General features: G+C 70.9%; 29 protein-coding genes and 4 pseudogenes. 13 read left to right on the forward strand and 20 right to left on the reverse strand.

Annotated features, from left to right (window positions below; all coding sequences use genetic code 11):
* Positions 1 to 203 precede the first annotated feature (203 nt).
* Positions 204 to 332 carry a hypothetical protein gene (locus AC5JOC_RS02380; RefSeq protein WP_255377977.1) on the forward strand — a complete coding sequence of 43 codons (129 nt, stop codon included), beginning with the start codon at positions 204 to 206 and terminating at the stop codon, positions 330 to 332.
* 92 nt (positions 333 to 424) lie between these two features.
* Here AC5JOC_RS02380 and AC5JOC_RS02385 read toward each other — a convergent pair whose 3' ends face one another.
* Entirely contained in the window at positions 425 to 988 is a 564-nt protein-coding gene (locus tag AC5JOC_RS02385) for a Dps family protein (RefSeq protein WP_411557720.1), read from the reverse strand.
* A 178-nt stretch (positions 989 to 1166) separates the two neighbouring features.
* On the opposite strand from AC5JOC_RS02385, the gene AC5JOC_RS02390 reads away from it, so the two are divergent.
* The 3 genes from AC5JOC_RS02390 to AC5JOC_RS02400 all read left to right on the forward strand — a co-directional run bounded on the left by AC5JOC_RS02390 (position 1167) and on the right by AC5JOC_RS02400 (position 2257).
* Positions 1167 to 1487: a DUF7882 family protein gene (locus AC5JOC_RS02390; protein ID WP_079704861.1), complete on the forward strand. Its 321-nt coding sequence runs from the start codon at positions 1167 to 1169 to the stop codon at positions 1485 to 1487.
* On the forward strand, positions 1484 to 1750 hold the full coding sequence (locus tag AC5JOC_RS02395) for a hypothetical protein (RefSeq protein WP_494245100.1): 267 nt from the start codon (positions 1484 to 1486) through the stop codon (positions 1748 to 1750). The genes AC5JOC_RS02390 and AC5JOC_RS02395 overlap by 4 nt, the downstream gene beginning before the upstream one ends.
* 168 nt (positions 1751 to 1918) lie before the next feature.
* Positions 1919 to 2257, forward strand: a complete 339-nt coding sequence (locus AC5JOC_RS02400; RefSeq protein ID WP_494245102.1) for a DUF7882 family protein — start codon at positions 1919 to 1921, stop codon at positions 2255 to 2257.
* Positions 2258 to 2396: 139 nt separating this feature from the next.
* Here AC5JOC_RS02400 and AC5JOC_RS02405 read toward each other — a convergent pair.
* Positions 2397 to 2864, reverse strand: a pseudogene (locus AC5JOC_RS02405) (fibronectin type III-like domain-contianing protein); the annotation flags it as partial.
* Positions 2865 to 3107: 243 nt separating this feature from the next.
* On the opposite strand from AC5JOC_RS02405, the gene AC5JOC_RS02410 reads away from it, so the two are divergent.
* The 4 genes from AC5JOC_RS02410 (at position 3108) to AC5JOC_RS02425 (ending at position 5365) form a co-directional block, all read left to right on the forward strand.
* Positions 3108 to 3293: a hypothetical protein gene (locus AC5JOC_RS02410; protein ID WP_494245103.1), complete on the forward strand. Its 186-nt coding sequence runs from the start codon at positions 3108 to 3110 to the stop codon at positions 3291 to 3293.
* A gap of 2 nt (positions 3294 to 3295) precedes the next feature.
* On the forward strand, positions 3296 to 3541 hold the full coding sequence (locus tag AC5JOC_RS02415) for a hypothetical protein (RefSeq protein ID WP_494245104.1): 246 nt from the start codon (positions 3296 to 3298) through the stop codon (positions 3539 to 3541).
* A gap of 601 nt (positions 3542 to 4142) precedes the next feature.
* Entirely contained in the window at positions 4143 to 5027 is an 885-nt protein-coding gene (locus tag AC5JOC_RS02420; RefSeq protein WP_494245106.1) for a DUF222 domain-containing protein, read from the forward strand.
* Positions 5024 to 5365, forward strand: a complete 342-nt coding sequence (locus AC5JOC_RS02425; protein WP_494245174.1) for an HNH endonuclease signature motif containing protein — start codon at positions 5024 to 5026, stop codon at positions 5363 to 5365. The genes AC5JOC_RS02420 and AC5JOC_RS02425 overlap by 4 nt, the downstream gene beginning before the upstream one ends.
* Before the next feature lie 276 nt (positions 5366 to 5641).
* Here the strand turns inward: AC5JOC_RS02425 and AC5JOC_RS02430 are convergent, their stop codons facing one another.
* Entirely contained in the window at positions 5642 to 6226 is a 585-nt protein-coding gene (locus AC5JOC_RS02430) for a maleylpyruvate isomerase family mycothiol-dependent enzyme (protein ID WP_494245108.1), read from the reverse strand.
* Between the two features lie 18 nt (positions 6227 to 6244).
* Positions 6245 to 6841: a YdeI/OmpD-associated family protein gene (locus tag AC5JOC_RS02435; protein WP_494245110.1), complete on the reverse strand. Its 597-nt coding sequence runs from the start codon at positions 6839 to 6841 to the stop codon at positions 6245 to 6247.
* Between the two features lie 360 nt (positions 6842 to 7201).
* Here AC5JOC_RS02435 and AC5JOC_RS02440 point away from each other — a divergent pair, with 360 nt between their 5' ends.
* The gene (locus tag AC5JOC_RS02440) at positions 7202 to 7924 is read left to right on the forward strand and encodes a proline dehydrogenase family protein (protein WP_494245112.1); all 723 of its coding nucleotides are present in this window, start codon (positions 7202 to 7204) and stop codon (positions 7922 to 7924) included.
* On the opposite strand, the gene AC5JOC_RS02445 is transcribed toward AC5JOC_RS02440, so the two are convergent.
* The 7 genes and pseudogenes from AC5JOC_RS02445 to AC5JOC_RS02475 form a co-directional block, all read right to left on the reverse strand.
* Positions 7925 to 8464, reverse strand: a complete 540-nt coding sequence (locus tag AC5JOC_RS02445; protein ID WP_082916284.1) for a flavin reductase family protein — start codon at positions 8462 to 8464, stop codon at positions 7925 to 7927.
* Between the two features lie 59 nt (positions 8465 to 8523).
* Positions 8524 to 8946, reverse strand: coding sequence for an HIT family protein (locus tag AC5JOC_RS02450; protein ID WP_494245114.1), 423 nt, complete (start codon positions 8944 to 8946; stop codon positions 8524 to 8526).
* A 40-nt stretch (positions 8947 to 8986) separates the two neighbouring features.
* Positions 8987 to 9484 (reverse strand): DUF6328 family protein, encoded by a 498-nt coding sequence (locus AC5JOC_RS02455; protein WP_494245116.1) that lies wholly within the window; start codon positions 9482 to 9484, stop codon positions 8987 to 8989.
* Positions 9485 to 9582: 98 nt separating this feature from the next.
* On the reverse strand, positions 9583 to 10920 hold the full coding sequence (locus AC5JOC_RS02460) for an APC family permease (protein ID WP_494245118.1): 1338 nt from the start codon (positions 10918 to 10920) through the stop codon (positions 9583 to 9585).
* 64 nt (positions 10921 to 10984) lie between these two features.
* Positions 10985 to 11569: an SRPBCC family protein gene (locus AC5JOC_RS02465; RefSeq protein WP_494245120.1), complete on the reverse strand. Its 585-nt coding sequence runs from the start codon at positions 11567 to 11569 to the stop codon at positions 10985 to 10987.
* Positions 11570 to 11638: 69 nt separating this feature from the next.
* Positions 11639 to 13100: pseudogene (locus AC5JOC_RS02470) on the reverse strand (phytoene desaturase family protein).
* Positions 13101 to 13105: 5 nt separating this feature from the next.
* On the reverse strand, positions 13106 to 14104 hold the full coding sequence (locus AC5JOC_RS02475; RefSeq protein ID WP_494245121.1) for an SDR family oxidoreductase: 999 nt from the start codon (positions 14102 to 14104) through the stop codon (positions 13106 to 13108).
* Positions 14105 to 14392: 288 nt separating this feature from the next.
* Between AC5JOC_RS02475 and AC5JOC_RS02480 the strand changes: the two are divergent.
* Positions 14393 to 14989: pseudogene (locus AC5JOC_RS02480) on the forward strand (DUF6766 family protein); the annotation flags it as partial.
* A 108-nt stretch (positions 14990 to 15097) separates the two neighbouring features.
* Here the strand turns inward: AC5JOC_RS02480 and AC5JOC_RS02485 are convergent.
* From AC5JOC_RS02485 to AC5JOC_RS02500, 4 genes are all read right to left on the reverse strand, one after another.
* On the reverse strand, positions 15098 to 16156 hold the full coding sequence (locus AC5JOC_RS02485; protein WP_494245123.1) for a YihY/virulence factor BrkB family protein: 1059 nt from the start codon (positions 16154 to 16156) through the stop codon (positions 15098 to 15100).
* A 139-nt stretch (positions 16157 to 16295) separates the two neighbouring features.
* Positions 16296 to 16928, reverse strand: coding sequence for a DUF3618 domain-containing protein (locus tag AC5JOC_RS02490; protein ID WP_494245125.1), 633 nt, complete (start codon positions 16926 to 16928; stop codon positions 16296 to 16298).
* Entirely contained in the window at positions 16925 to 17341 is a 417-nt protein-coding gene (locus AC5JOC_RS02495; RefSeq protein WP_411557706.1) for a phage holin family protein, read from the reverse strand. The genes AC5JOC_RS02490 and AC5JOC_RS02495 overlap by 4 nt, the downstream gene beginning before the upstream one ends.
* On the reverse strand, positions 17286 to 18221 hold the full coding sequence (locus AC5JOC_RS02500; protein ID WP_494245127.1) for a hypothetical protein: 936 nt from the start codon (positions 18219 to 18221) through the stop codon (positions 17286 to 17288). The genes AC5JOC_RS02495 and AC5JOC_RS02500 overlap by 56 nt, the downstream gene beginning before the upstream one ends.
* Positions 18222 to 18697: 476 nt before the next feature.
* On the opposite strand from AC5JOC_RS02500, the gene AC5JOC_RS02505 reads away from it, so the two are divergent.
* Positions 18698 to 19165, forward strand: a complete 468-nt coding sequence (locus tag AC5JOC_RS02505; protein ID WP_494245129.1) for an ANTAR domain-containing protein — start codon at positions 18698 to 18700, stop codon at positions 19163 to 19165.
* Positions 19162 to 19923 carry an ANTAR domain-containing protein gene (locus AC5JOC_RS02510; RefSeq protein ID WP_494245131.1) on the forward strand — a complete coding sequence of 254 codons (762 nt, stop codon included), beginning with the start codon at positions 19162 to 19164 and terminating at the stop codon, positions 19921 to 19923. The genes AC5JOC_RS02505 and AC5JOC_RS02510 overlap by 4 nt, the downstream gene beginning before the upstream one ends.
* An 82-nt stretch (positions 19924 to 20005) precedes the next feature.
* On the opposite strand, the gene AC5JOC_RS02515 is transcribed toward AC5JOC_RS02510, so the two are convergent.
* The 4 genes and pseudogenes from AC5JOC_RS02515 to AC5JOC_RS02530 all read right to left on the reverse strand — a co-directional run bounded on the left by AC5JOC_RS02515 (position 20006) and on the right by AC5JOC_RS02530 (position 23320).
* Positions 20006 to 20326: a hypothetical protein gene (locus tag AC5JOC_RS02515; RefSeq protein WP_494245133.1), complete on the reverse strand. Its 321-nt coding sequence runs from the start codon at positions 20324 to 20326 to the stop codon at positions 20006 to 20008.
* Between the two features lie 72 nt (positions 20327 to 20398).
* Positions 20399 to 21112 carry a nucleotidyl transferase family protein gene (locus AC5JOC_RS02520; protein ID WP_494245175.1) on the reverse strand — a complete coding sequence of 238 codons (714 nt, stop codon included), beginning with the start codon at positions 21110 to 21112 and terminating at the stop codon, positions 20399 to 20401.
* Positions 21000 to 21884: pseudogene (locus tag AC5JOC_RS02525) on the reverse strand (bifunctional heptose 7-phosphate kinase/heptose 1-phosphate adenyltransferase); the annotation flags it as partial. The pseudogene AC5JOC_RS02525 and the gene AC5JOC_RS02520, both read right to left, overlap by 113 nt.
* Before the next feature lie 32 nt (positions 21885 to 21916).
* The gene (locus AC5JOC_RS02530; RefSeq protein WP_494245134.1) at positions 21917 to 23320 is read right to left on the reverse strand and encodes an aldehyde dehydrogenase family protein; all 1404 of its coding nucleotides are present in this window, start codon (positions 23318 to 23320) and stop codon (positions 21917 to 21919) included.
* A 187-nt stretch (positions 23321 to 23507) separates the two neighbouring features.
* Here AC5JOC_RS02530 and AC5JOC_RS02535 point away from each other — a divergent pair, with 187 nt between their 5' ends.
* On the forward strand, positions 23508 to 24587 hold the full coding sequence (locus tag AC5JOC_RS02535; RefSeq protein WP_494245135.1) for a glycosyltransferase family 9 protein: 1080 nt from the start codon (positions 23508 to 23510) through the stop codon (positions 24585 to 24587).
* 12 nt (positions 24588 to 24599) lie between these two features.
* On the opposite strand, the gene AC5JOC_RS02540 is transcribed toward AC5JOC_RS02535, so the two are convergent.
* Positions 24600 to 25295: an SDR family oxidoreductase gene (locus AC5JOC_RS02540; protein WP_494245137.1), complete on the reverse strand. Its 696-nt coding sequence runs from the start codon at positions 25293 to 25295 to the stop codon at positions 24600 to 24602.
* Positions 25296 to 25335 lie beyond the last annotated feature (40 nt).

The following is a 25335-nucleotide window of genomic DNA, read 5'->3' on the forward strand; positions in this document are numbered from 1 at the left end:
CGAGTCGTTGCCGTCGGGGTCCGGATACTCCCGGTGGGGGTCTGCGCCGCTCCAGGGCGTGCCGCGGTCGGCGGGTCAGTGCTCATCACAGCCGCCATGCTGGTCTCGCCCACCGGGGGCGTCAACCCCCACCCGGTGGTCAGCTGCGCGGCCTACCGTTGGTGACGTCATCTCCGATGGCGACAACCAGGAAGGAAGCGAACATGACGAACGCATCTGCATCATCCTCACGTCCCGACGCGGAGGAGATCCCCGACGGTTCGGGCTCCGACGGTTCCGAGCCGAACGACGGCGAGGACACGGCGTCGGGTGGCGGCGCCGACGACGAGTAGTCGTCGCCGGCCCTTGGTCGTCGACGAACGACCGGGCGGCGCTGCCGACGACGCGTGGTCGTCGGGCGCCGCCCAGGGTCACCGACTGCAGGTCAGCGACTGCGCGTCGCCGTCCGGTTCTCCGCGCTGATCATCCAGGCGAACTGTTCCAGCTGCTGGATGATCGCGTGGAGGATGTCCGCGCTCGTCGGGTCCTCCTCGTCGACCTCGTCGTGGACGCGACGCATCGTCCCGACGGTCGCCTCCAGTCGGACGGTGATGAGGTCGATCGTCTCCGAGGTGTCGATCTCGCCCTGCGGGTACTCCGGCAGGGTCGTGGTCTCGGCGACGACGTCGCTGCGTCCGTCCGGCACGGCGTGCAGGGCGCGCATCCGCTCGGCGACCGTGTCGCTGAATTCGCGCGCGGCGTCGATGATCTCGTCGAGCTGCAGGTGCGTGTCGCGGAAGTTGCGTCCGACGACGTTCCAGTGCGCCTGCTTGCCCTGGATCGACAGCTCGATGAGATCGACGAGGACGGCCTGCATGTTCGCGTCGAGTTCCTTCGACGCGACGAAGCCCTTCTCGGCGTTCTGACGACGGGTGGGCTTCGGCCCGGTCCCTCCGGGAGCCGATCGGGTCGAGCTCGCGGTCTTGCTGGTCTTCTCTGCTGTAGCCATTGGTGGCACCTCCTGCCCGCAGGTTACGCACCTCGGCCGACGGAAGGGGTGCCCTTGACATCGTCGCCGGATGATCGCACGCGCGCCCACGGAATGCGAGCTGACTGTGATTTCCCGGCCGAGCGTCCTATGGTGAAGCGACACAGCGTGAAGCACGACGAGGAGAGCACGGCCCGACATGGGAAAACTGATCTACGGTTCTGAGGTTTCGATCACCTTCGAGGATCGACTGCTGGCACACCTGCAGTTCGTGATCGGTGCGAAACTCCGCCGCAACGAAGCCTTCTACTTCGGGTGGAAAGACGACCCCCGAGCCGGCGACGGCCGCAGCGTCATCTGGATCCACCCCTCGGTCCCGCTCCGCTTCAAGTACTCCGGCAGCATCCCGATCGACCTCAACCGGGCGTGGATCGACGCACTCAATGTCACCGCGAACTCCGCGCACGGCCTCTCGGTCATCGCGGAACCGGCACCGACCCGAACAGGACAAGTCGCATGACCCGCATGGAGATCGTCTACCAGGGACTGCCGTACTCGATCGCGGTCTCCGACCCGGACGAGTTCCGGGCGGAGGTCCTCGACAGCATCTCCTCGGGCACCTTCCGTTGGCTGCAGGTGGACCGCGGTGAGGGCCAGCTCGAGCCGATCAACCTGCTCATCGGCCCCGGCATCGGGATCGCCATGGGCACGCCCGACGGCGAGTCCCAGGACACCCCGTCGACCCCGCTCATGGAGGGGCTCGACACCAGTCCACTCTCCTGACTCGACGAGTCGGACGGCGTCGCACTCGTCATCGTCGAACCCGATGCATAGCGCAGTCGGGGTACTGAAGGCAACAGTTTCGAGCGACGTTTTCAGATTTTCTAGACTTGTCCGGCGGACGTTGAAGTGGGCCTCCAGGCTGGCCGCTCGACACCGGCGCATCTCGCCGTGTCGATCCCCGGGGGTCCGGAGAAGGGCAGACACATGGGCGCGATCGTCTACGGAACGGGCGAGAACCGATTCCACCTCGAGGACCGGATGTTGGCTCACGTCAAGACCATCACCCTCATGAAGCTCCGCCGCAACGAGTCGTTCTCGGTGACGTTGCGCGACACCTCGACCGAGCGTGGACGCGTCACCCTGTGGCTCCACCCCTCGATCCCACTGCAGTTCAGCTTCGACTCGGACGAGACGTTCGAGATGGACCGTCCCCTGCTTGAAGACCTCATGCACGGTGCGAACGGCGGCGAGGTCACGGTTCGCCCAGAGGCGAGCGAACTGGCCTGACCCGCCGCCCGGGCGGGTCTCGGATCGTTCACCGTCGAACGAGCCATCGTGACCCGCTGCCCGCGGGAGCTGTACGAGACTGGATGGGACTCGTGCGGCTCCCGCGACGACTCTCCGCGAGCGGAAGGGCCCGGACGCCTCAGGCGCCGACGGTGAACCGGACCGCTCGGAGCGCGGAGGCCCGCGATGAGCCGCCGACGCGCAGTTCGAACTCGCCCTCCTCGACCACCCGTCGCCCGCGAGCATCGACGATCGTGCAGTCGGCGACGGGCAGGGAGATCTCGACCCGCGCCGTCTCCCCCGGCTCGACGGCGACCTGACGGAACGTCTTCAGTTCCTGGTCCGCCCAGCTGACCGAGGTGACGAGGTCGCTCACGTAGACCTGGACGGTCTCGAGGACCGGACGGTTCCCCGTGTTGCGGACCTCGACGACGGCGCGCACGGTGTCGCCGACGTCGTACCGGTCCTGGTCGAGGGTGACGGCACCGTACTCGACGCCCGAGTAGGACAGCCCGTCGCCGAACGCGAACGCGGGCTCCTGGGTGAGGTCGGCGTAGCGGTCACCGTGCTGGCCGCGGATCTGGTTGTAGTAGGTCGGCTGCTGGCCGGGCGGGTGAAGTGGCCCCTGCGGGGTCGGGTGACAGGATGAGGATCTCCGCGTCGACCTCGCCGAGACGAGCGAGTACGCGATCCGGGTCATCGTCGAGTCGGTGCTCGGGCCGGGCGCGCTGGAGGGCTGAGTCGCCCGAATCGGTCGGTTTTCGGGCTGATTTCGAGCGCTTCCGGGCGACTCAGTGGGCTGGGGGCTACCGTGGAGACGGATCACAGCCCCGAGCGGAAGGACGCCGAGATGGCCGAGAAGCAGTCGAGCACGAAGAGTGGGTTCAGCGCCGAGGAACGCGCGGCGATGAAGGAGCGCGCCAAGGAGCTGAAGGCGGCCGCGAGTCGCGAGGAGGCGCTGCAGGCCGTCGTCGACGCGATCGCCGAGATGGAGGACGCCGGACCGCGTCGATCGCCGAGCCGCTGCACGAGCTGATCATGGGCGGCGACTTCGGGCTGGCGGCCAAGACCTGGTACGGCATGCCCGCCTACGTCGGTGCCGACGGCAAGGCGGTCGTGTTCTTCCAGGCGGCGGCGAAGTTCAAGGCGCGCTACGCGACCATCGGGTTCAACGACTCCGCGAAGCTCGACGACGGCGACCTGTGGCCGACCGCGTTCGGTGTCACCGCGTGGAACGACGCCGTCGCGAAGCGCGTCGCGGACCTGCTCGCCCGGGCCGTCTGACCGCGCCCGGTCGCTCGTCGAGTGCCCTCGTCCGGTCCCTGAGCCTGCAGAAGGGTCCACGGAACCGCCGATTCGGGGACCCTTCCCTCGTTCCCTGAGCCTGTCGAAGGGCCCACGGGGAACCCCACGAATCCGGCGCCCTTCCACCGGTCCCTGACCCTGTCGAAGGGCACACGAGGAAACCTCGCCAATCCGGCGGCCCCCTTCCGGTCCCTGAGCCTGTCGAAGGGCCCACGAGGGACCTCCTGCTCCCGTGATCTTCTCCCGGTCCCTGAGCCTGCCGAAGGGCACACGAGGAACCCCCCGTCCGGCACCCTCCACCGGTCCCTGACCCTGTCGAAGGGCCCACGAGGGACCTCCTGCTCCGGTGATCTTCTCCCGGTCCCTGAGCTTGTCGAAGGGCACACGAGTAACTTCCACAGTCCCCCGACTCAGCATCTGGAATGTCAGTGGTCCATGGTGGACTTGTTCCATGACCGAGACCACCCTCACCGCGACCCGCGTCGAGCGATGAGTACGCCGCGCAGCTCGCGGAGTTCTCGGACGAGTGCGCGGAGATCCACCGGCTGCGGGCGGCTCCTGGATGCGCGCGAAGGCGCGCTTGCTGGCTCGCTCTGCCGCATATGCGGACGCGCTCGCCGACGTCGGTCGGTTCCGGCCGATGTTCCCGCCGGCCGAACGCCAGGCGCTCTCTCGCCGCTCCACCTGCGCGGCCCTCGCGATGGCAACCCGAACGCCCGAGCAGACGGTCCAGCGCGCGACGAACGACGCCGAACGCCTGGTGAACGACGCGCCGGCGGTGCTTGCGTCCCTTGAAGCGGGCCGCATCTCAGCGCGGCACGCGCAGACGATCATCGACCAGCTCAGTGACGTGCCGACCGCGGGGCGGGCGGTGTTCCTCGCCGAGGTCCTCGCCGGTTGCGGAAGAGTACCACCGACGCGAACCTCCGCAAGCGCGCTCGTGTCCTGCGCGAGCGCCTCCACCCCGAATCCATCACCGCCCGAGCGGTCCGCTCGGAAGCGGACCGCCGCGTGGAGTTCGAGCCCGCGGCCGACGGCATGGCCTGGGTGCACCTGTTCACCACGGCGCCGATCGCGCAGGGCATCATCGAACGCGTCGAGAGCAGCCGCGGCGGAGTCGCGCGCTGCGGGCGACACCCGCACGTGCGCCCAGCTGCAGGCGGACGCCCTCGCGGCGCTCGCGCTCACCGGCGTGACCCCGGAAGACGTGATGTCGAGCCCGGTGCTCCCGCACCCGATCGAGGTCCAGGAGCACATCAAGCCGACCGTGCAGATCACGGTCCCGGCGCTGAGCATGGCCGGCGTCAGCGACGCACCCGGCGATCCTCGACGGGTATGGTCCGATCGACCCGGAGACCGCGGCGCGCATCGCGGTGAACGCACCCAGCTTCACCCGGATCCTCGTCCAACCGGAAACGGGTACGGTCCTGTCGGTCGGCCGCAATCAGTACCGGGTTCCGGCTGACCTCCAGCGGGCGGTCCGGCTGCGGGACGGCACCTGTCGGGCACCGGGCTGCGGCAGGCGAGCCACGGGCCTGCGACCTCGACCACTCGGTCGCCTGGGAGGACGGCGGGACGACAGATGTCGGCAATCTCGCCTGTCTCTGCCGACATCACCACCGGATGAAGCACCTCCCCGGGTGGAACCTCGACCACGGGCCCGGCGGGGTGCTTGAGTGGACGACACCCGACGGGAAACAGCATCGGACCGAACCGCGATCCCGCGCCGCTTCTGACCAGTTTCCGGTCCCTGAGCCTGTCGAAGGGGGTGGGTCCTCGTGGGCACTTCGACAGGCTCAGTGAGCGGGAGAGGTGCGCCCGGAACGATGAGGCATCCTCGTGGGCACTTCGACAAGCTCAGTGACCGGGAGAGGTGCGCCCGGAACGATGAGGCGTCCTCGTGGGCACTTCGACAAGCTCAGTGACCGGGAGGTGCGCCGGAACGATGGTGCCTCGGGGCACTCGCAACTCGGACCGGAGGATTCTCGGATGCCGGTCCCTGAGCCTGTCGAAGGGCAGCCGAGCCCAGGCACGTCGGTCGACGGGGAAGGTGCACGCGGGAGACTTCCAGCTTCTTCCTCACCTCCCGGGCAACGCCAGCCCGGTCGGTCGCCCTGACACCGCGAGCAAGAGGTCGAGCGCCGATCCCCGGACCTCGTCGCCTTCGCCCCAGCTCGTCCCGGCGTCCTCGGCGACGAGCCGAAGCCCCCGGGCTCGTTCCTTGCCGCCGCCCATCGAGACGCCGGTCCGGAGCTGGTACTCCAACGCCGCCAGGACCGCCGCTGTCGGGTAGTCCGCGCGGATGCCGAGCGGCCGACGGACGTCCTCACCGTGCACGATGGCCTCGACGAGCCTGGTCGCGAGGTTCGCCGGCGGGGTGCGCGTCAGCTCGGTGGCGTCCGCCAGGGCGCGGAGCGTCTCCTGCGGATCGTTCCGCCGCTCCCGCTCGACCCCGCGTTCATTGTCGAGGTCGAAATCGAACCGCGCGGCGATGAGTCGTCGGGCGAATCCCAGCCGCGTCGTCTTCGCCGAATCGACGAGATGGGCGACGACGTCATGCACATCCCATCCGGCGCAGAGCGACGGCGTCCCCCACTGATCGTCGCCCAGCACCGACAGGTCCGCGACGAGCCGCCGACGCTCCTCGTGGACGACCGGCCACACGGTCTCCCGGTGACACCCTCATCCGCGCCGGTCCCCCATCATCAGCGGTAGTGCTGCTCGCCCCGGGCGGCCTTCTCGACCACGTCCGCGATGCGCGCGGCCCTGCATCGCGGGCGTCTTGATGTTGCTCAGGCGGAAGAAGACACGGAAGCGGTCGGTGCGGCCGAGGGTCGCGAAGTACGCCGCCGCCTCGGGGTTCGCTTCGAGCGCCGCCTGGAGATCATCCGGTGCGACGGCGTCCTTCTGCCGGTACGCCACGTCCCACCGCCCGTCGGCCTTGGCGCGTTCGATCTCCGCGAGCCCACCGGGACGCATCCGCCCCTCCTCGATGAGGCGGGCGACGTGCTCCCGGTTGATCTGCGACCACGGGCTGCTCTTCCGCCGCGGGGTGAACGCCTGCAGCGTGTAGTCGTCGTCGAACCGTTTGCTCTGACCGTCGATCCATCCGTAGCAGAGGGCGACGTCCAGTGCCTCCGACCAGGTGATCCCCGACGCCTTCGACGTCTTCTTCCGCAGCTTCAACCGCACGCCCGCGTCGCTCGGCGCGCCAGCGAGGTAGGCCTCCCACTCATCGAGCGTGAGGTCCAGGATCGGTTTCTCCTCGAAGCTCGCCACGTGAGCGAGCGTAGCGCGCACGGGCGACGCAGCCCAGACCTCGGTGCAGCCCAGACCCCGGTGCAGCCCAGACCCCGGTGCCGTCCGGACCGCCACCCACGACTGGATAGGGTCGAAGCATGCTGATGAACGACGAGACGCTGTCGCGCGCCGCCGACACCCTGCGAGCCTGGGCCCTCGACGAGGACCTCAAAGCACGAGTCCTCGCTCACCCTGAAGCCGCCGCCGTCGCCAAGCGGGCCGCCCTGCGATACATCGCCGGCGAAGACGCGGCCTCGGCCTTGCGGCTCCTCGAAGCGAACGCCGATCGTGGGCATCGCTGGAGCATCGAGCTCGTCGGCGAGTCCGTCCGCGACGCACGTGTCGCCGACGAGCAGACCGCGGAGTTCATCGACCTCGCCCGCCGGATCAGCGAATCCGACCAGACCGCGACCATCTCGCTCGACCTCTCCCACATCGGTTCCGTCGTCTCGCCCCGAGCTCGGCCTGCGCAACGGCCTGGCGCTCGCGCAGGCGGCACGGGACGCCGGGACTTCGCTCATGATCTCCGCCGAGGGTTCCGACCGCACGGACCTGGTGCTTTCGATCTTCGAGCAGATCGCCGACGCCTTCCCGGAGACCGGCGTCACCCTGCAGGCGCGACTGCACCGCACCCCCGCGGACCTCGACCGCGTGCTGGATCGGCCCGGGCCGATCCGCGTCGTGAAGGGAGCCTTCCTCGAATCGACCGAGGTCGCCGACCCCCGCGACTCCGCACCGATGACCGCGGCCTACATCAGCATGGTCACGCGACTCGTCGGGTCGGGCCACCGGGTCAACGTCGCCACCCACGACGCGAACCTCGTCGCCGCACTCGAGGGCGCGCTCGGCGACGACCTCCGTCAGCCGCACGTGGAGTTCGAGATGCTCCAGGGACTCGGCACCGAGCTGCTCGACGACCTTCGCCGCCGCGGGTTCGCGACGCGCGAGTACCTCGTCTACGGACCCGAGTGGTGGCTCTACGTCCTGAACCGGATCGCCGAGCACCCCGAGCGGGTCATCGAGGCGATCGCCGACATCGGCCCGATCGCGCTCCTCGCCTGATCAGCCGAGCGGGTCGGACTCCAGGCGGTGGAAGTTGCGGTTCTGGTAGACGAGCGCCGGCGCGTCCGTGCCGGGCGGGATGACCTCCAGCACCTCGGCGATGACGAGCATCGAGCTGCCGGCCGGGACCGTCTGCACGATCCGGCAGCGCAGCGCCGCACGGGCACTCGGCAGATAGGGCTCGCCGGTCGCGAGTCGCTCCCAGTGCTGTTCCGGGGTGAAGCGCGGCTCCCCCGTCTTGGCGAACGCCTTGGCGACCTCCAGGTGGTGGTCGGCCAGGAGGTGGACGACGACCGTTCCCGCGCTGAGCAGTCCGCCCGCGGACCCCGTCGCCCGCGTGACCGAGAAGGACAGCATCGGCGGGTCGACGGCCACCGACGCGACCGATGACGCCGTCAGCCCGACGTCTCCCCGATCGGTCGAGGCACTGATCAGCGCGACGCCCGCCGGGTGGTCACGGAACGCCGTCTTGAACCCGTCGACGGTCGCGGCGCGGGCGAGGGCATCGGGATCAGCGGACGGCGTGGTGGGAATGGTCATGCTTCAACCGTAGAACCTCAATCGGTCTTGAGGTCAACTCAAGGAGCAGCGATCTCCGGCTACTCGAACATCTCCGCGAGGAGCTCGTGCGGGTCGCCGTCGACCCGGTGCTTCGAGCGACCCTCGGGCCAGAACGTGACCCCGTCGTCGTCCCAGCACGGCACGACGTGGAGATGGAGGTGGGGGACGCTCTGCCCGGCATCGGCACCGGACGCACTCAGCACGACGACGCCGGTCGCGCCGAGCGCCGCCCGCATCGCGCGTCCCACCCGCTGAGCGAGGGCGGTCGTCGCCTGCAGGGCTCGCGGATCGGCGTCGAGCAGGCCGACGCTGTGCGCCCGCGGCACCACGAGGGTGTGGCCGGGCGCGAGCTCCGACTCGGGCAACGGCCGGAAGGCGACCGCCTCGTCCTCGCGTTCCACCCAGGTGACGTCGTCGGGCTCGTCACGCAGGATGCGGCAGAAGGTGCAGGTGTCGGGCATCGTCCCATTCTCGGGGCTCACCGCGGGCGCGTCGATCACCTCAGGACACGCGGTCGCGCGCACCCCGGATCAGGCGCGGGCCGACGATCCACACCAGCCCGATGACGACGACCACGACCCCACCCGCCCACAAGCCGACCGCGGGCGACACGACGAAGTCGAAGACGAACAGGACGATCCCCGCGAACAGCAGCGACGCCGCCCCGAGACACACCATGAGGATGCTGCTGGACAGCCGCACCAGCTGTGGCTTCGCCAGCTGCCGGAACACCAACCGGTGCATGATCACCGGGGCGAGCGCGAGGAGCGTGACCGTCACGGCCAGGACCACGAGGACGAGGTACAGCACATGGTCGAATCCACTGAGCTCGGTGAACCGCGGCTGGAACGGCAGCGTCAGCAGGAAGCCCGCGAGGATCTGCGTGCCCGTCTGCAACACGCGGAACTCCTGCAGCAGCTCCGACCAGTTGCGGTCGGAACGCTCGTTCAGCGTCTCGTCTCGCCCGTCCCCGGGCAGCGAATCGGCTGTGTCACGCACGGCGGCCATGCGCCCACCCCGTCACCGACACGCCCCGTCCAGATCGCTGCATGGAGGGATGGTACCGCCGTCCTCCCGAGCCGCCCAAGCCCCGGCGCTCATCGGGTGGCGTCCGACGCCTTCCGACCGCGCACGACCCGGGTGAGGATGTAGAGGACCACACCGACGGCGACGATGATCCCGCCACGCAGCCACACCTCACCGCTCTGCTGGGTGAGGAGGACGAGGCACGACAGCACCGCGAGGACGGGGAGCACGGTCCACGCTCGGAAGTGCGTGTGCTCGACACGCTCACGACGGAGGACGAGCACGGCGATGTTCGTGCTGAGGAAGACGATGAGGAGGAGCAGCACGACGGTCTCGGCGAGCGTCGCGATGCTCCCGGTCGCGGTGAGGACCATGGCGACACCGGTGGTGACGACGATCGCGACCCACGGCGTGCCCCGCTTGGGCAGCACCTTCGTGAACGCACTCGGCAGGAGCCCCTGCGAGCCCATGCCGTAGGCGAGGCGACTCGACATGATCATGGTGAGCAGGGCACCGTTCGCGACGGCGATGAGCGCGATCGCGCTGAAGAGCCATGCGGGGATCGGGACGCCGGTCGCCTGGATGACGGTCAGCAACGGACCGGTCGACTCCCCCAGCTCGTCGGCGGGCACGGCGACCGACGCCGCGGTCCCGACGAGCACGTAGAGGACCCCGGCGGTGGCGAGGGCGCCGAAGAGCGCCTTCGGGTACACGCGGGACGGCTCCCGCACCTCCTCGATGACGTTCGCGCTCGTCTCGAAACCGACGAAGGAGTAGTAGGCGAGGAGCGCGGCACCGAACACGGCGATGACGGGGCTGCCGCCCTCCGCGAACTGCGTCGCCCGCCCGAGGTCGCCGTTGCCGCCGCCCAGCATGATCCCGACGGCCACCACGACGAGCACGAGGCCGGTGGTCTCGATCATCGTCATGACGAGGTTCGTCCGCACCGACTCCTTGATGCCGCGCGCGTTGATCAGTGCGATGACGAGGAGGAAGACGACGGCACCGAGCACCGGGGGCACGTCGATGAAGGTGCCCAGGTAATCGCCGGCGAAGGCGAGCGCGAGCCCGGAGGCGCTGACGACACCCGCCGCGAGCATGCAGTAGCCGACCAGGAAGGAGATCACCGGCTTGCGGTAGGCGCGCTCCGCGAAGACGGCCGAACCGCCGGCCTTGGGGTACTTCGTGACGAGCTCGGCGTACGACGCCGCCGTGAGCAGGGCGAGGAGCAGCGCCACGATCATCGGCACCCAGGTGACGCCACCGACCTCCCCGGCGATCTGGCCGATGAGCGCGTAGATGCCGGCCCCCAGCACGTCGCCGAGGATGAAGAGGTAGAGCATCTTGCCGGAGATGTCCCGCTTCAGTCCGGTCGGGGATTCCTTGGTCGCATGCTCAGAGGTGCTCATCCTGACACGCTAGGCGAGGACGCGAAGAGGGCCTCCGACCCTTGATTCCGAGGCGCCGGATGCGCTACCGGCCGCGGAACACCCGCGCGAGCAGCACCAGTGGGGCGGCGACGACGAGCACCGAGACCGCCTTCGCGAAGACGGAACGCTTCGGGAACTCCGCCGGCGTGCGGTCGTCCGGCGTCGGTTCGGCCGCCTCGACCAGGTGGGTCCCGCCCGCGCCACCCTCCGCGAGGTGGGCCAGTCGGCGGAGCGTCTCGACGTTGCGGATGTGCAGGCCGATGTCGAGGAGCCAGACCGGGATCAGCGCGCCCGGACCGGTGACGGCCTGCTCGTGCAGGTGGACGACGCAACCACGCTCGTGCGGCTCGACCTCGACGGCGACGCGCGCCTCACCGATCGGCCAGCCCTTCGGCTGGATCACGAACCGGTGCGGCGGGTCCCACTGCAACACGGTCGTCTCGTCGTCGAGCACCATCGGCCAGATCCCGAAGGAGTGGTGCAGCTTGCCCCCGACGTGCGGCCAGCGGTCGCCCACCTCGCGCATGCGGGAGGCGCCGACCACCCAACCGGGGAAGAGCCAGCCGTCGGCGAAGACCGCGAAGACGCGGTCGGGCGGGCAGTCGAGGATCCGGGAGGTGTGGGACACGGTGGTCGTCCTTTCGCTGGGCGGTGGTTGACGGGGATGGTCAGCGGCGCATGACCGGAGGCGCCGGGCTCACTCCGGGGCGAGCGAAGGCATACGCGTCCGGCCGAAGACGGAGCGCAGCGCGCTGCGTGCGGCATGCCATCCAGCGAGGCCGTGGACACCGGGCCCGGGCGGGGTGGACGAGGAGCAGAGGAAGATGCCGGGGGTCGGCGTCCGCCACGGGTCGTTCGCGAGGACGGGCCGCGCCACGAGCTGCGCGAAGCTCGCGGCACCGGCGGCGATGTCCCCGAGCACGTAGTTGGGGTTGTACCGGGCCATGTCGCGGGCGGTCATCGACGAGGAGGTGAGCACCACGTCACGGAACCCGGGCGCGAACCGCTCGATCTGCCGGGTGATCGCCTCGGTCTGGTCGAGGCCCGATCCGCTCGGCACATGGGTGTAGGCCCAGAGGACCTGGGCGTCGCCCGGAGCGCGCCCCGGGTCGCCGACGTCCGGCTGGGAGACGAGGACGTAGGGCGATTCGCTGTGGCGGCCGCGGGCGACGTCGCGCTCGGCAGCGGCGATCTCCGGACGGGTGCCACCGAGGTGCAGGGTGCCCGCCTTCGCCAACTCCGGGTTCGTCCACGGCACCGGGCCCGACAGGGCGAAGTCGACCTTGGCGACGCCGTCCCCGTAGCGGAAGTGGGAGAGCCGACGCAGGTACGCGTCCGGAAGCCGGCTCCCGGCGATCTCGGCGAGCGCCTTCGGTGTCGTGTCGAACAGGACGGCTCGTGCCGACGGGAGCTCGTCGATCGACCGCACCTCGGTGCCCGTCACGATCTCACCGCCGTGGGCCAGGAGGTCGGCGGCGAGCGCGTCGACGATCGCCTGGCTGCCACCGACGGGGATGGGCCAACCGCGGGCGTGCGCATACGCGCCGAGCGACAGGGCGGCGGCCGAGGTCGCGAGGCTCGGCATCGGGCGGATGGAGTGGGCGGCGACGCCGCTGAGCATCGCCGGGGCGGTCTCCTCACGGAAGCGGAGGTTCCACGCGGGGCTGCCCTGCTCGAGCGCGCGCAGGCCGAAGCGGGCGACGGTGACCGGGTGACGTGGCACCTGCAGCAGCTTGCCGCCGGTGAACTGGGAGACGCGGTCGGCGTCGGCTGCGAGCGGTCCCATGAGCGAGCGCCAGGCGGCACCGTCGCGACCGAGGGCGTCCGCGGTGCGGTCGAGGTCGCGGTAGGCGATGCCGGCACGGCCGCCGTCGAGCGGGTGGGCGTAGGAGATCTCCGGGACGACGAGCTCGATGCGGCGTTCGAGCTGGAAGGAACGGAAGAACCCGGAGGCGAGCGCCATCGGGTGCACGGCGGAGCAGATGTCGTGATGGAAGCCGGGCAGCGTGAGCTCGGCGGTCCTGCGCACCCCCGCCGATCGTGTCGCCGCGCTCGACCACCTGCACGTGCAGGCCGGCCCGGGCGAGGGTCACCGCGGCGGCGAGCCCGTTGGGGCCCGCGCCGACGACCACCGCGTCGAACTGCTCGCGCCGCGCCATCGCGCTCAGCGCCGCTTCGCCGCGCCGGCCACGAGGGCGACACCCGCTGCGAGGGTGCCGGCGGCCGCCGCGTACACCCCGCGACGGTGGCGGATCGCCCACGTCTGCGGACTCCACGAGTGCGCCTTGTCGCTGAAGACGCCGCGAGCCCCGTGGTCACCGGGGGCCGGCTCGTACACGTTGTCGGGCATCCGCGGGTCGTGCTTGTCGGGAGCGAGCTGACCGGAGTAACCCGTCCGGGCGAGGAACCAGTCGAGGAACGACCCGGCGAAGCGGTCACCGAGGATCGTGCCGACGGTCGACTCCCCCACCCAGGTGCGTCGACGTGGGCGGTCGGCGACGTCGGCGATCGCGGTGGCACCGACCTCGGGCTGGTAGATGGGCGGCACCGGCTGCGGGTGGTCGGGCAGCTGCGATTTCACCCAGCTGAACTGGATCGTGTTGAGGGCGGGCATGTCGACCGTCGAGAGCTTCACGGCGCTGCCCGCGTGGAGCAGTTCGGCCGTCACCGACTCGGTGAACCCACGGGCCCCGAACTTGGAGCCGCAGTACGCCGCCTGCAACGGGATGCCGCGGTGGGCGAGGGCGGAACCGACCTGGATCACGTGCCCGCGGTCGCGCGGCGTCATTCGCGAGAGGGCGGCGCGGGTGCCGTTGACGAAGCCGAAGAAGTTGACGGCGACCGCGCGCTCGAAGTCCGCCGGCTCGGTCGTGAGGAAGTCCCCGAACACGCCGACCATGGCGCAGTTCACCCACAGTTCGATCGGGCCGAGTTCCGCCTCGACCCGGTCCGCCGCCTGTTCGACGGCCTCCCGGTCGGCGACATCGGTCGGCACCGCGAGAGCACGACGGCCGGCCTGCTCGACTTCCGCGATGGTCGCCTCGAGTCCGTCCTCGCCACGCGCCAGCACCGCGACGTCCCAGCCGCGCTTCGCGAGTTCACGGACCGTCGCACGACCGAGCCCTGCGGTTCCGCCGGTGACGACGGCGACCCCGCGGCTCATCGGACGGCCGATCGGACGGTGGTGGGCGGCTGCGGGGCCAGGCGGTCGGACGCTTCGGGAGTCTGGGGCATGACGGCCACGTTAGGCGAGTCGGCGGGTTCCGACCCTCCCCTTGCATTTCCGGCGAGGGCGGATAACACACGGTTCGCCGGGCAACCGCAAGCGGGGCGGGCGACCTCGGGATCGGCGTAGCGTCTGGGTCATGAAAGTCGTCTTCACCGCGTGGTCACTCGTGATCGTCATCGGACTCGTCGCCATGTTCGCCGTCGTGTTGTCGGGACGGTGACCATGAGACGCGCACTCCGGAACCACGGCCTCAGTGTCTTCTTCGGCGTCATCTTCGCGCTCGCGCTGCTCGGGCAGTCCTTCGCCGGACTCGCCGCGTACAACGACGAGCAGCGGTCGCACAGCCTGCCACCGGTCGGCTTCCTCGACTTCGTCACCTCGTCGGAGTTCGTCGTCGACGTCGCCGAGAACTGGCAGTCCGAGTTCCTCCAGTTCTTCCTCTTCATCCTCGCGACCGTGTGGCTCGTGCAGCGGGGTTCGCCGGAGTCGAAGAAGCCCGGCGACGAGGGACTCGGTGACGACGAGGAACAGCTCCTGGGTGAGCACGCGCCGGCCGACGCGCCGAAGTGGGCTCGCGTGGCCGGATGGCGGCGGACGCTGTACTCGAACTCGCTGCTGCTCGTGATGGGCGCGGTGTTCCTCGCCTCCTGGGCGGCGCAGGCGGTCGCGGGGCGGGTCACCTACAACGCGGAACAGCTCGAGCACGGCCAGGCACCCGTCGACCTGCTGGGGTATGTGACCTCCGCGGACTTCTGGAACCGCACGCTCCAGAACTGGCAGTCGGAGTTCCTCGCCGTCGGGTGCATGGTCGCGTTCTCGATCTTCCTCCGACAGCGCGGGTCCTCGGAGTCGAAGCCCGTCGGGACGCCGCACCGACGAGACGAGCACCGAGGCGGAGTAGCCCGTCGACAGGCTCGGGGACCGAGGTCAGTCCACGTCCCGCGCCGCACGCTGCCGGATGCGGCGCCCCTCCGCCTCGTCACGCGCCTCGGTGCGCTCGGCCTTGTCGCTCGCGCGAGTGTCCCGCGGCGGCAACTGGATCTGCTCCTCCGCCCGGATGCCGGCCTGGAGCTCCCGGCCGCGCTCGAGCTCCGCGTCGAACTCGGCCCCGAACAGCAGCGCCAGGTTCGCGATCCACAGCCACAGGAGGAACACGATCACCCCGGCGAGCGAGCCGTAGGTCTTGTCGTAGTTCGCGAAGGTGGCGAGGTAGAGGGCGAACGCGCCCGACGCGATCACGAGCACGACGATCGCGATGACCGCACCGAGGCTCAGCCAGCGGAACTTCGGCTGCTTGGCGTTCGGCGTCGCGTGGTAGAGCACGGCGATGATGAGGACGACCGCCAGGGCGATGACCGGCCACTTCGCGATCGACCACACGATCTGCACCGTCTCGCCGAGGCCGAGTGCGGCGCCGACGGCATCAGTGACCGGACCGGAGACCACGAGGAGCAAGGCGACGATGAGGATGAGCACCACCGCGATCACGGTGACGATCAGCTGCATCGGCCGGAGCTTCCAGAACGGGCGTCCCTCGTCGATCTCGTAGACACGGTTCATGGCCCGACTGAACGCACCGACGTAGCCGGAAGCGGACCAGAGCGCGACGAGGACACCGGTCACCAGGGCGAGACCGGCTCCCGGTGCCGACGAGATCGACTCGAGCGGCCCGCGGAGGGTGTCGAGCACGTCGGCCGGGACGACGCTCTGCGCGATGCCGAGCACCTGCTCGAGCGCCTCCTCGCTCTGCCCGAAGACACCGAGCAGCGACACGACGGCGATGAGTCCGGGAAAGAGCGCGAGGACGCCGTAGTAGGTGAGCGCGGCCGCGATGTCGAAGCACTGGTCGGAGGTGAACTCGTGGACGGTCTTCTTGAGGACGAACGACCAGGACGGCTTGCGGAGGTCTGTCGGCCCGTCGGGTTTGCGGCGGTCCTCCGGATCGGGGGCGTCGGTGCGATCGGTGCTGCGGACGGTCTCGGCCATGATGACTCCTTCGGGCCGGTACGGGGTGGACGGGTGCTGGTGCTGGGTGCTGGTGCTGGTGCTGGTGCTGGTGCTGGAGAACACCACGGCCGGGCCACTCGTCGTGGCCCGGCCGGGGTGTCGCCTGCGGCGTTCGCTGCTACTGGTTCGACTGCTGCACGGCGTGCTTCGCCTGGCCGGCGTCCTCCTTCACGTCCTGGACGGCGCCGGTCGCCTCGGTACGCACCTGCTCGGCGGCGTCCGTGGCCTCGGATCTCACCGCGTCGACCGCGTCCATCGCCGGTTCACGCAGGTGCTCGGCGGCCTCCTTCGCGGCGTCCGTCACGTCGTCGACGATCGGTTGCGCCGCGTCCTTGACGCTCGATGCGAGCTGTCGCTCCTTCGTGCTCGACGGCAGGAGTGCCGAGACGAGGAGTCCGGCGCCGAACGCCATGAGCCCGACGGCGATGGGAGCGCCCTCCAACTTCTCCACGGCGCGCTTCGGAGCCGCGGTGATCGAGTCGCCGGCCGAACCGACGGCTCCGGTGGCGGTGTCGGTCAGATCGGAGGCGACGCCGAACACGCGGTCCTTGACGGACCCGAGCGCGTTCTTCGCCTTCGCCTTCTCCCGCTCGACGATCTTCGAGGGGGTGACCTTGTCGGCCAGAGCGTCGACGTCGCTGCCGAGTTCGGCCCTGGTGCGTTCGATGTCGGCCCGGATCCGGTCCGGGTCGCTGCTGTCGGTCGTCCCTGCGTCACCCGTGGGACCCGTGGTGTTGCTGATGTCGCTCATCGGTTCTCCTCGTTCTTCTTGAGCGTGTCTGGAATGTGCTTCACGGTGTCGATGGTCTGCGGCATGCCCTTCACCTGCTGCATCGCCGACCTGCCGACCACGAACAGGATCGTCGCGATGATCGCCCAGACCCCGGCGACGATCAGCGCCGACCAGCCGTTGCCGACCAGCGTGCCGAGCGCCCACCACAGGGCGATGGAGAGGAAGAACACCGTCATCAGGGCGGCGTATCCCGCACCTCCCATGAGGCCGGCTCCGGTCCCCGCGCGTTTCGCGGACTGCCGGACCTCGGCCTTCGCGAGCTCGACCTCCTGACGCATGAGCGTCGAGATGTCCCGCGAGACCTCGCCGAGCAGATCACCGAGCGAGGTGTTCGCCGCCTGCTGCTCCGAGGGCGTCGGATGGTCCGTCATGGTCTGGTCCCCTCCGTGTCACCTGCGCCCGTGTCACCTGCACCCGTGTCGCCCAGGCCCGTGTCGCCGACGCCGGCGTCGCCCGTCCCCGCTCCGCCGACGGCGAGGTCGTCGGAGCCGAACTGGTTGGTGGCGCCACCCACGCGCCCGGTCGGGTCGCCGACCGGACTCGTGGTGTCGAACGCGGCGTCCCCGAGCGGGTCGCCGACGTTCGGTCCGGCCGAGGGCGACGGCACGAGCGGCACGCCCGCTGGCGCGAGTTCGACGTCGGCGTCGTCGGCGGGACCGGCGGCTGCAGCCCGAGGGCGTGTCGGCAGACGAGGGTCGAGGGTCGCGAGGCGGACGACGCGGCACCCGTCGACCCGGTACCTGACGGCCCCGTCTCCTTCGCCGCGGCCGCGAGGTTCTTCGTCAGTCGACCGGCCACGACCCCCGCGAGCGCCGCGAGTCCGATGAACGTGCCCGGGCTCCGCCGAGCGAAGTCCTTGACCTCGCTGAGGAGCGACCCGGGGTCGCGGGCGTCGAGCCAGGAGGCAACGGCGTCGGCTCGCCCGGCCGCCTGCGACACGAGGTCGGCGGCGATCCCCGGCTGCTCGCTCGAGCGGGCCATGCCGCCGAGCTCCTCGCCGAGCGATCGCAGTCCGGCCGCGACCCGCTGCTGCTGCTGGCCGGCCTGCTCGACGAGTTCGCTGCGCGATTCGTGCAGCAGGTCCTTCGCCTGGCGGCGCGCTTCGCCGGCGACCTGGGTCGCGGCGTCCTTCGCCGTCGCGGCGACGTCCCCGGCGGATGCCTTGGCGCTGGCGGCGAGGTCACCCGCCTGTTCCCGAGCCGTGTCGACGGCTCCGCCGTGCCCTGTGGAGGGCGAATCGATATCAGTCATGGGTGAGCCCTTTCTTCATCGAAGCCGCTGCGTCCGATTGCGTCTGCGGCGTTGCATCCCAGCGTGCAGAATCGTCGAAAAGCGCGTTCGAACCTGGTCCCGGACGGCGGAGGAGGCGTATGCTCCCACCTTCGGCCGCGACGTGTCCAGCGACCCGCACCGTTCCGGCCGTCTGCGGGATGATGCCTTTACGATGTTGGACAGGACACCCGTCGATCGTGGAAGGAGCGGCGTCATGAGCGACACCTTCGCCGTCGTGTACAGCGCGCTCGAACGGGTGCGACGACGACGACCAGCTGGTCGAACCGATCCTGCGCCTGCATGCCGCTTGACCGGGCGTCTCCATCGCCACCCTCGGCGACGCACTGAGTGCCGAGACCATCGCCGCGAGCGACTCCCAGGTCGCCCTGCTCGACGAGATCCAGTTCGACCTCACCGAGGGACCCTGCTGGGACGCCGTCGGGAGCGGGCACCCCGTGCTCGAGGCGGCCGTGCAACGCAACGGCTACGACTTCTGGCCGTCGTTCACCGAGGCGATCCGCGGTCACGACGTCGGCTCGGTCTTCGCCTTCCCGCTGCGGGTCGGTCCGCTACAGGTGGGTGCCGTCGAGCTCTACGACACCGAGGAACGCACCCTCGGCGAGCAGGCGGTCGAGGAGATGATGTCACTCACGCGCCCGCTCAGCCGCTATGTGCTCCGCCGGACCCTGGAACTCGCGAGCCTGCCGGACACCGAGCAGCTGAAGCCGCACGCGCGACGCCGGATCCACCAGGCGACGGGGTTCGTGATCGCCCAGCTCGGACTCACCCCCGACGACGCCCACCTGTTCATCCAGGCCCAGGCCTTCGCGCAGAACCGCTCCATGGCCGAGGTCGCCGAGGACATCCTGGAGCGGCGCACCGGCTACGTGCTCCGGGACGATTCGATCGAAGACGACCGATGAGCGGGGACGGCAGCGGCAGAGACGCCGGACAGGGACTCGATCACGGCGCGGGACTCGGGCACGGCGCCGAACTCCTCGAGGTCTTCGCCACCCTGGCGGACACCCTCGTCGACGACTACGACGTCGTCGACCTCCTCCAGACGCTCGTCGACGCCAGCGTCGACCTCCTCGACGTCGACGCGTCCGGGATCCTGCTCGCCGACCAGCACGGCGACCTCGACCTCATCGCGTCGACGAGCGAGTCGAGTCGGCTCGTCGAGCTGATCCAGTTGAGCGCCGACGAGGGTCCCTGCATCGAGAGCTTCCGCGGCGGGATGGCCGTGGCCGTGCCCGAGATCAGCGCGGTCGCCGGCGAATGGCCGAGGTTCGCCCAGGCGGCGGCCGACGCGGGGTTCGCCTCGGTGTACGCGGTGCCGCTCCGGCTCCGACGGACCACCATCGGCACGCTCAACCTGTTCCGGACGGCGTCCGAGGACCTCGACGAGCTCGAGACCCGAGCCGCACAGGCGATGGCCGACGTCGCGACCATCGGCATCCTGCACGAACGCACCCTGCGCGCGAGCGATGCCGCACGCGAGCAGCTGGAGCGCGCGCTCCAGTCGCGCGTCACCATCGAGCAGGCGAAGGGCGTCGTCGCCTTCACCGCCTCGATCTCAGTGGAGGACGCCTTCGAGCGGCTCCGCACACACGCCCGCAGCTCGCGCCGGTCGCTCGCGGACGTGGCCCGGGACGTCGTGGAGCGCCGCCTGGAGCTGTAGCGCCATCGCCCCCCGCCCCTGTTTCAGCGCGCCGGTCTCACCACGCTGCCGGCCTCACCACGCCTCTGACGCGTCCTCGGGGTCATGCGCCGACGCCCGTCCACGCGGTGCCGACGAGCACGAGCACGGCGATGAGGCTCAGGGCGACCATCGCTCCGTAGAGCGCCGCGAGCGTGCGCAGGCGACGACGACCGGAGGTGCCTCGCGTCCGCACGACCACCATCGCCGCGTACACGAGCAGTACGGCCGCCGCGCTCCCCCACGCGATCACCGGTTGCACGGTGCCGAGCAGCGCGAACATCCCCACGAGGAGCGCGGCGGTGATCCCGCCGATGACGATCCAGGAGTCCCCTGGTGTGGTCGTGAGCGCCGGCTGGTCCCGCATCCGATTCGAGTCGTCCATCACCCCGACGCTAGGCGTCCGACGTCGTCGGCGATCGAACCTTGACAGCCGCGGGTGGCACGTGGTGGGCGCCTAGGGGGTCGCCGTCACGGACCGGATGCGATCCACGACGCGGGTGGTCGAGTGGTCGGGCAGGTAGTCGAGGATGCGCACCTCGCCCCCGGCCGCTCGCACGACCGGCGTCTCGGCGAGCATCTCGGGGGTGTAGTCGCCGCCCTTCGCGTAGACGTCCGGTCGGAGCGCCTCCAGCAGGGCGATGGGGGTGTCCTCGTCGAAGGCCGTCAGGTAGTCGATGCAGTCGAGCGCCTCGAGCACCGCGATGCGGTCCCCGAGCGGGTTCACCGGTCGCTCCGGGCCCTTCAGACGCCGGACGGACGCGTCGTCGTTGAGCGCGACGACGAGCACGTCTCCGAGCGACTTTCGCCTGCCGGAGGTGCGTCGTGTGGCCGCGATGGATGACGTCGAAGCACCCGTTCGTGAAGACGACCCGCGCTCCAGCGGCCCGGCGGGCGGCGAGTGCTTCGACGAGCTCCGATGCCGCGAGGAACCGCGTGCCGACCGGATCACCGTCCGAGGCTCCGAGTTCCCGTTCGACGTCGGCGAGTCGCGCCACCGCGGTGCCCGGTCGCGCGGTGACGACGTCCGCTGCGGCCTGGGCGAAGCCCGCCCCGACGCCGAGGGGAGCCCCGACGGCGACCGCGGTCGCGAGCGCCGCGACGAAGGTGTCCCCCGCTCCGGAGGCCTGGTGCTCGGGGGCGCTCCTCGCGCGGGTCCGCGACGGCGCACGTCCCGGGTCGAGGGCGACGGTGCCGTCGCGGTCGAGGGTGACGACGACGGCCGAGGAACCGGACGCCGCCAGGAGCTCGTCCCGGGCAGCCTCGACGGCGTCGGCGCGATCGACGCCGTGGCCGAGCGGACGCCCGAGGAGCAGGCCGGCCTCCAGGGCGTTCGGTGTCACGAGGTCCGGCCGCATCGGCGCCCACCGACGCCCGTCGTGCGCATCCACGACGATCGTGCGGGCGACCGGCCGCTCGGTGGCGAGCCAGGCGACGGTGTCGTCGTCGAAGCAACCGGTGCCGTAGTCGCAGAGGACGAGGACGTCGTCCGCGGTCACGGTGGAGAGCGCCCGCCGCAGCGCCGCGCGATCCACGTCGGACGGCTCGCCCTTCGGCAGGTGGTCGACCCGGACCACGATCTGATCGGCACCGACCACGCGGGTCTTGGACGCGGTGCACGCACCGTCCCGGACCACGACCCGGGCGGTGTCGACGCCGGCCCGCCGCAGCAGGGCGTCGAGCGCACGACCGTCCTCGTCGTCGCCGACGGTGGCGATGAGCGAGACGGAGGCGCCGAGTGCCGCGAGGTTCACCGCCGTGTTCGCGGCCCCGCCGGCGCACAGCTCCGGCTCGTCGACCTCGACGACCGGCACCGGCGCCTCCCGACTGACCCGGGTGACGTCGCCCCGCAACCAGCGATCGAGGATCGCGTCGCCGGCGACCACGACCCGGGGTGCCGCGGACCGGATCCGCGCTGCGATGTCCCGGAGCGCGTCGTGCATCGCATCACGCTCCGCCCGCAGCCCGTCGTCACTCACGGCGCCGCCTCGAGGTGGACGACCTTCGTCAGCGTCATCTCGTCCAGCAGGCCGGGTCCGTACCCGAAACCGGAACCGCTCTCGCCCCGGGGTTCCGCGGAGCCTCCCGGCGCACCACCGAACACGGCGTTGACCTTGACGGTCCCGACGGGGAGCGCGGCGATCGCCCGGTGCGCGTTCGCCATCGACCCGGTGAGGACGGTCGCGGCGAGCCCGTGCGGGTCTGCGGCCGCGAGGCGGACGGCCTCGTCGAAGTCCGCGACCACCATCACTGGCGCGACGGGCCCGAAGGTCTCCTCCCGCATCACCCGCATGCCGGGTCGGCAGTCGGCGAGGACCGTCGCCGGGTAGAACGAGCCGGGCCCGTCGGGGACGGTGCCGCCCGTGAGGAGCCTGGCGCCGTCCTCGACCGCGTCGACGACGTGCTCGTGCACGATCCTCCGCAACTCCCCGTCCACGAGCGGGCCGGATTCCGCGTCGGCGGTCCACCGCACCGCCTCCGCGACGAGGGCGTCGAGGAACGGTCCGGCGATGTCGGCGTGCACCAGGACCCGCTCGACGGAGGTGCAGATCTGGCCGGCGTTCGCGAAGGCGCCGAGCGCCGTCTGGGCCGCCGCCCAGGACGGATCGACGTCGGCGTCGACGAGGATGGCGTCGTTCCCGCCGTTCTCGCGGATGACGTGGGCACCCGTCAGCACGGCGGCACGGGCGATCCGCGCTCCGGTCGCCGACGACCCGACGTGCGCGACCATCGCGACGCCGACGGTGGAGGTGAGGGCGGCCCCGGTGCGTCCGTCTCCCGAGATCGTCACCACCACGCCCGGCGGCAGCACGTCCGCGAACACCGCTCCGAGCAGCTCCCCGACGTGCGGGCAGCGCTCACTCGGTTTGTGCACGACCGTGTTGCCCGTCACCACAGCGGCGGCGATGAGGCCGACGGCGACCGCGACCGGGTCGTTCCAGGGGGTGATCACGGCGACGACGCCGCGCGGCTCTGCGACCGTGAAGTCCACGGCTGTCGCCGCACCCCGCAGCGCCCGCCCGGCGTGCAACGGCCCGAGTTCGGCGTACTGCCGTGCGGTCCCGATCGCGGCTCGGACACCGCCGAGGGCGTCAGCGATCGACTTCCCCGTCTCCCGGTGGTTGAGATCGGCCAGCTCCTCCTCGCGGGCGGCGAGGGCATCGGCGACCGCGTGGAGCGCCGCACCGCGTTCGGCCGGTGTCCGCGCGGCCCACTCGCCGAAGGAGGCTGCGGCCACCACGACGGCGTCGGCGACCTCGTGCGCGGTCGCGATGCGGACCGATCCGACGGATTCGCCCGTGCGCGGGTCGGTGATGGGGAGGAGGTCGGGCTGCTCGAACCGATCGGACTCGGCGGCGGCCAGCAGATGAGCGGACATAGAGGCCTCGTACCCAGCAGGGCGACCGTTTACACCTGCCGGATCGGAAGCCTGCAATGGGTTTCGGACGGCGCGATGCGGGGAACGGTGAAGCCGACGGTCGGCATGGCCGCAGACGACACCACGACGGAGAGGATGTGAGCAGGTGCGACGGACAGGGCTGCAGGAGGATGCTCGGTTCAGGGGGGTGCTGAAGATCGCCGTCCTGCGTGGCGGCGGCCTCGGCGACCTGCTGTTCGCGATGCCGGCGCTCGACGCGCTGGCCGAGGCGTATCCCGAGGCCGAGATCGTGCTGCTCGGCACACCGCTGCACCAGCAGTTGCTCGATCAGCGCCCCGGTCCGGTGTCGCGCGTCGAGGTCCTGCCGACGACCGCCGGCGTCTCCAGCGCGGACGGGTCGACCGACGAGGACGGCACGCGACGGTTCCTCGAGCGCATGCGGGCGGAGGGGTTCGACCTCGCCTGCCAGCTGCACGGCGGCGGCCGCAACTCCAATCCCTTCCTCCTCGGCCTCGGCGCCAGGCACACCGTCGGCACCGCGACCCCCGACGCCGCAGCGCTCGACCGCATGCTGCCCTACGTCTACTACCAGCACGAGGTCGTCCGCTGGCTGGAGACCGTGGCGCTCGCCGGCGCGCTCCCGGTGACGGGTGAACCGCGCGTGGTGGCGAGTCGGGCCGAACGTGCGCGTGGTCGGTCGCTGCTCGGGCGACGCGGCTCGGGCGTCGTCGTCATCCACCCCGGGGCGACCGATCCGCGGCGACGCTGGCCGACGGAACGGTTCGCGGAACTCGCCCGACGCGCCGCCGCCCGGGGCAACACGGTGGTGTGCGTCGGCGACGCGGGCGACGCGGAACTCGCGGACCGCATCGTGCGGCAGGCGGCCGCCGACGGCCGGACCGAGGTCGTGTCGCTCGCCGGCAGGCTCTCCCTGTCCGACCTCGTCGGCGTGCTCGCCCGCGCCGACGTGTTCGTCGGGAACGACAGCGGACCCCGCCACCTCGCGCAGGCGGTCGGCACCTCGACCGTCGGCATCTACTGGGTGGGGAACCTCATCAACGGCGGCCCGCTCAGTCGCGCCACCCAGCGGGTGCACCTGTCGTGGACCACCAGGTGCCCGGTGTGCGACCGCGACGTCACCCAGGTCGGGTGGACCGCCGAGCGCTGCGAGCACGACGACTCCTTCGTCGCCGAGGTCGGCGTCGACGACGTGGACGCCGACGTCGAGTCCCTCCTCAACGCCCGGAGCCTCCGCAGCGTGGCGTGAGCCGCTCCATCCTCACGGCCAGGACGGCTCCTCCTCGGGGCAGACGACGAGTTCGCGCAGCTCGACACCGCGCGGGCGCTGGAGCGCGAAGACGATGGCTGCAGCGACCTCGGCCGGGTCGATGAGCTTCGCGTCGGGTCCCGGCTTGTACTGCTCGTCGCGACCGTCGAAGAAGCGCGTGTCCATGCCCGCCGGGATCACGGTCGTGACCCCGAGCCGGCCCTTCGACTCCGCCGCGAGGGACCGCGAGAACCCGAGGACGGCGAACTTCGACGCACAGTAGGCGGTGGCGTCGCCGAGCGCACGGAGCGCGAGCGACGAGGCGATGGTGACCACCCGGCCGTGCGCCGCCTCGAGCGCGGGGAGCGCCCCGCGGACGACGGCCGCGGTGCCGAGGAGGTTCACGGCGACGATGCGTTCCCAGTCGGCGCCGGGCAGCGCGCCGAAGGGCGCCGGACGGTCGATGCCCGCGGCGGTCACCACGGAGTCGAGGCCGCCGACCTCCGCGGCGATGCGGCCGACCAGGTCCTCCGTCGCCCTGGTGTCGGAGACGTCGACGGCGTACGCGTCCTCCGCGTCCGGGGCGACCTGGAGGTCGAGCACGATCGGTCGGCCACCGTGCTCGCGGACGGCGGCGGCGACCGCGGCACCGAGGCCGGCGGAGCCACCGCTGATGAGGACGTTGCCGAGGGGGCGGGAGGAGGTCATGGGGTCCTTTCGGGTTCGGGATGCTGGGGGTGGTCGGTGC

The sequence above is a fragment of the Plantibacter sp. genome (assembly GCF_059073635.1).

Excerpts from the sequence above, each read along its gene's own strand:
- AC5JOC_RS02380 (WP_255377977.1), top strand. The coding sequence starts at position 204 with ATGACGAACGCATCTGCATCATCCTCACGTCCCGACGCGGAGGAGATC.
- AC5JOC_RS02385 (WP_411557720.1), bottom strand. The coding sequence starts at position 988 with ATGGCTACAGCAGAGAAGACCAGCAAGACCGCGAGCTCGACCCGATCG.
- AC5JOC_RS02390 (WP_079704861.1), top strand. The coding sequence starts at position 1,167 with ATGGGAAAACTGATCTACGGTTCTGAGGTTTCGATCACCTTCGAGGAT.
- AC5JOC_RS02395 (WP_494245100.1), top strand. The coding sequence starts at position 1,484 with ATGACCCGCATGGAGATCGTCTACCAGGGACTGCCGTACTCGATCGCG.
- AC5JOC_RS02410 (WP_494245103.1), top strand. The coding sequence starts at position 3,108 with ATGGCCGAGAAGCAGTCGAGCACGAAGAGTGGGTTCAGCGCCGAGGAA.
- AC5JOC_RS02415 (WP_494245104.1), top strand. The coding sequence starts at position 3,296 with ATGGGCGGCGACTTCGGGCTGGCGGCCAAGACCTGGTACGGCATGCCC.
- AC5JOC_RS02445 (WP_082916284.1), bottom strand. The coding sequence starts at position 8,464 with ATGACCATTCCCACCACGCCGTCCGCTGATCCCGATGCCCTCGCCCGC.
- AC5JOC_RS02450 (WP_494245114.1), bottom strand. The coding sequence starts at position 8,946 with ATGCCCGACACCTGCACCTTCTGCCGCATCCTGCGTGACGAGCCCGAC.
- AC5JOC_RS02460 (WP_494245118.1), bottom strand. The coding sequence starts at position 10,920 with ATGAGCACCTCTGAGCATGCGACCAAGGAATCCCCGACCGGACTGAAG.
- AC5JOC_RS02475 (WP_494245121.1), bottom strand. The coding sequence starts at position 14,104 with ATGAGCCGCGGGGTCGCCGTCGTCACCGGCGGAACCGCAGGGCTCGGT.
- AC5JOC_RS02485 (WP_494245123.1), bottom strand. The coding sequence starts at position 16,156 with ATGGCCGAGACCGTCCGCAGCACCGATCGCACCGACGCCCCCGATCCG.
- AC5JOC_RS02490 (WP_494245125.1), bottom strand. The coding sequence starts at position 16,928 with ATGAGCGACATCAGCAACACCACGGGTCCCACGGGTGACGCAGGGACG.
- AC5JOC_RS02495 (WP_411557706.1), bottom strand. The coding sequence starts at position 17,341 with ATGACGGACCATCCGACGCCCTCGGAGCAGCAGGCGGCGAACACCTCG.
- AC5JOC_RS02500 (WP_494245127.1), bottom strand. The coding sequence starts at position 18,221 with ATGACTGATATCGATTCGCCCTCCACAGGGCACGGCGGAGCCGTCGAC.
- AC5JOC_RS02510 (WP_494245131.1), top strand. The coding sequence starts at position 19,162 with ATGAGCGGGGACGGCAGCGGCAGAGACGCCGGACAGGGACTCGATCAC.
- AC5JOC_RS02515 (WP_494245133.1), bottom strand. The coding sequence starts at position 20,326 with ATGGACGACTCGAATCGGATGCGGGACCAGCCGGCGCTCACGACCACA.
- AC5JOC_RS02530 (WP_494245134.1), bottom strand. The coding sequence starts at position 23,320 with ATGTCCGCTCATCTGCTGGCCGCCGCCGAGTCCGATCGGTTCGAGCAG.
- AC5JOC_RS02540 (WP_494245137.1), bottom strand. The coding sequence starts at position 25,295 with ATGACCTCCTCCCGCCCCCTCGGCAACGTCCTCATCAGCGGTGGCTCC.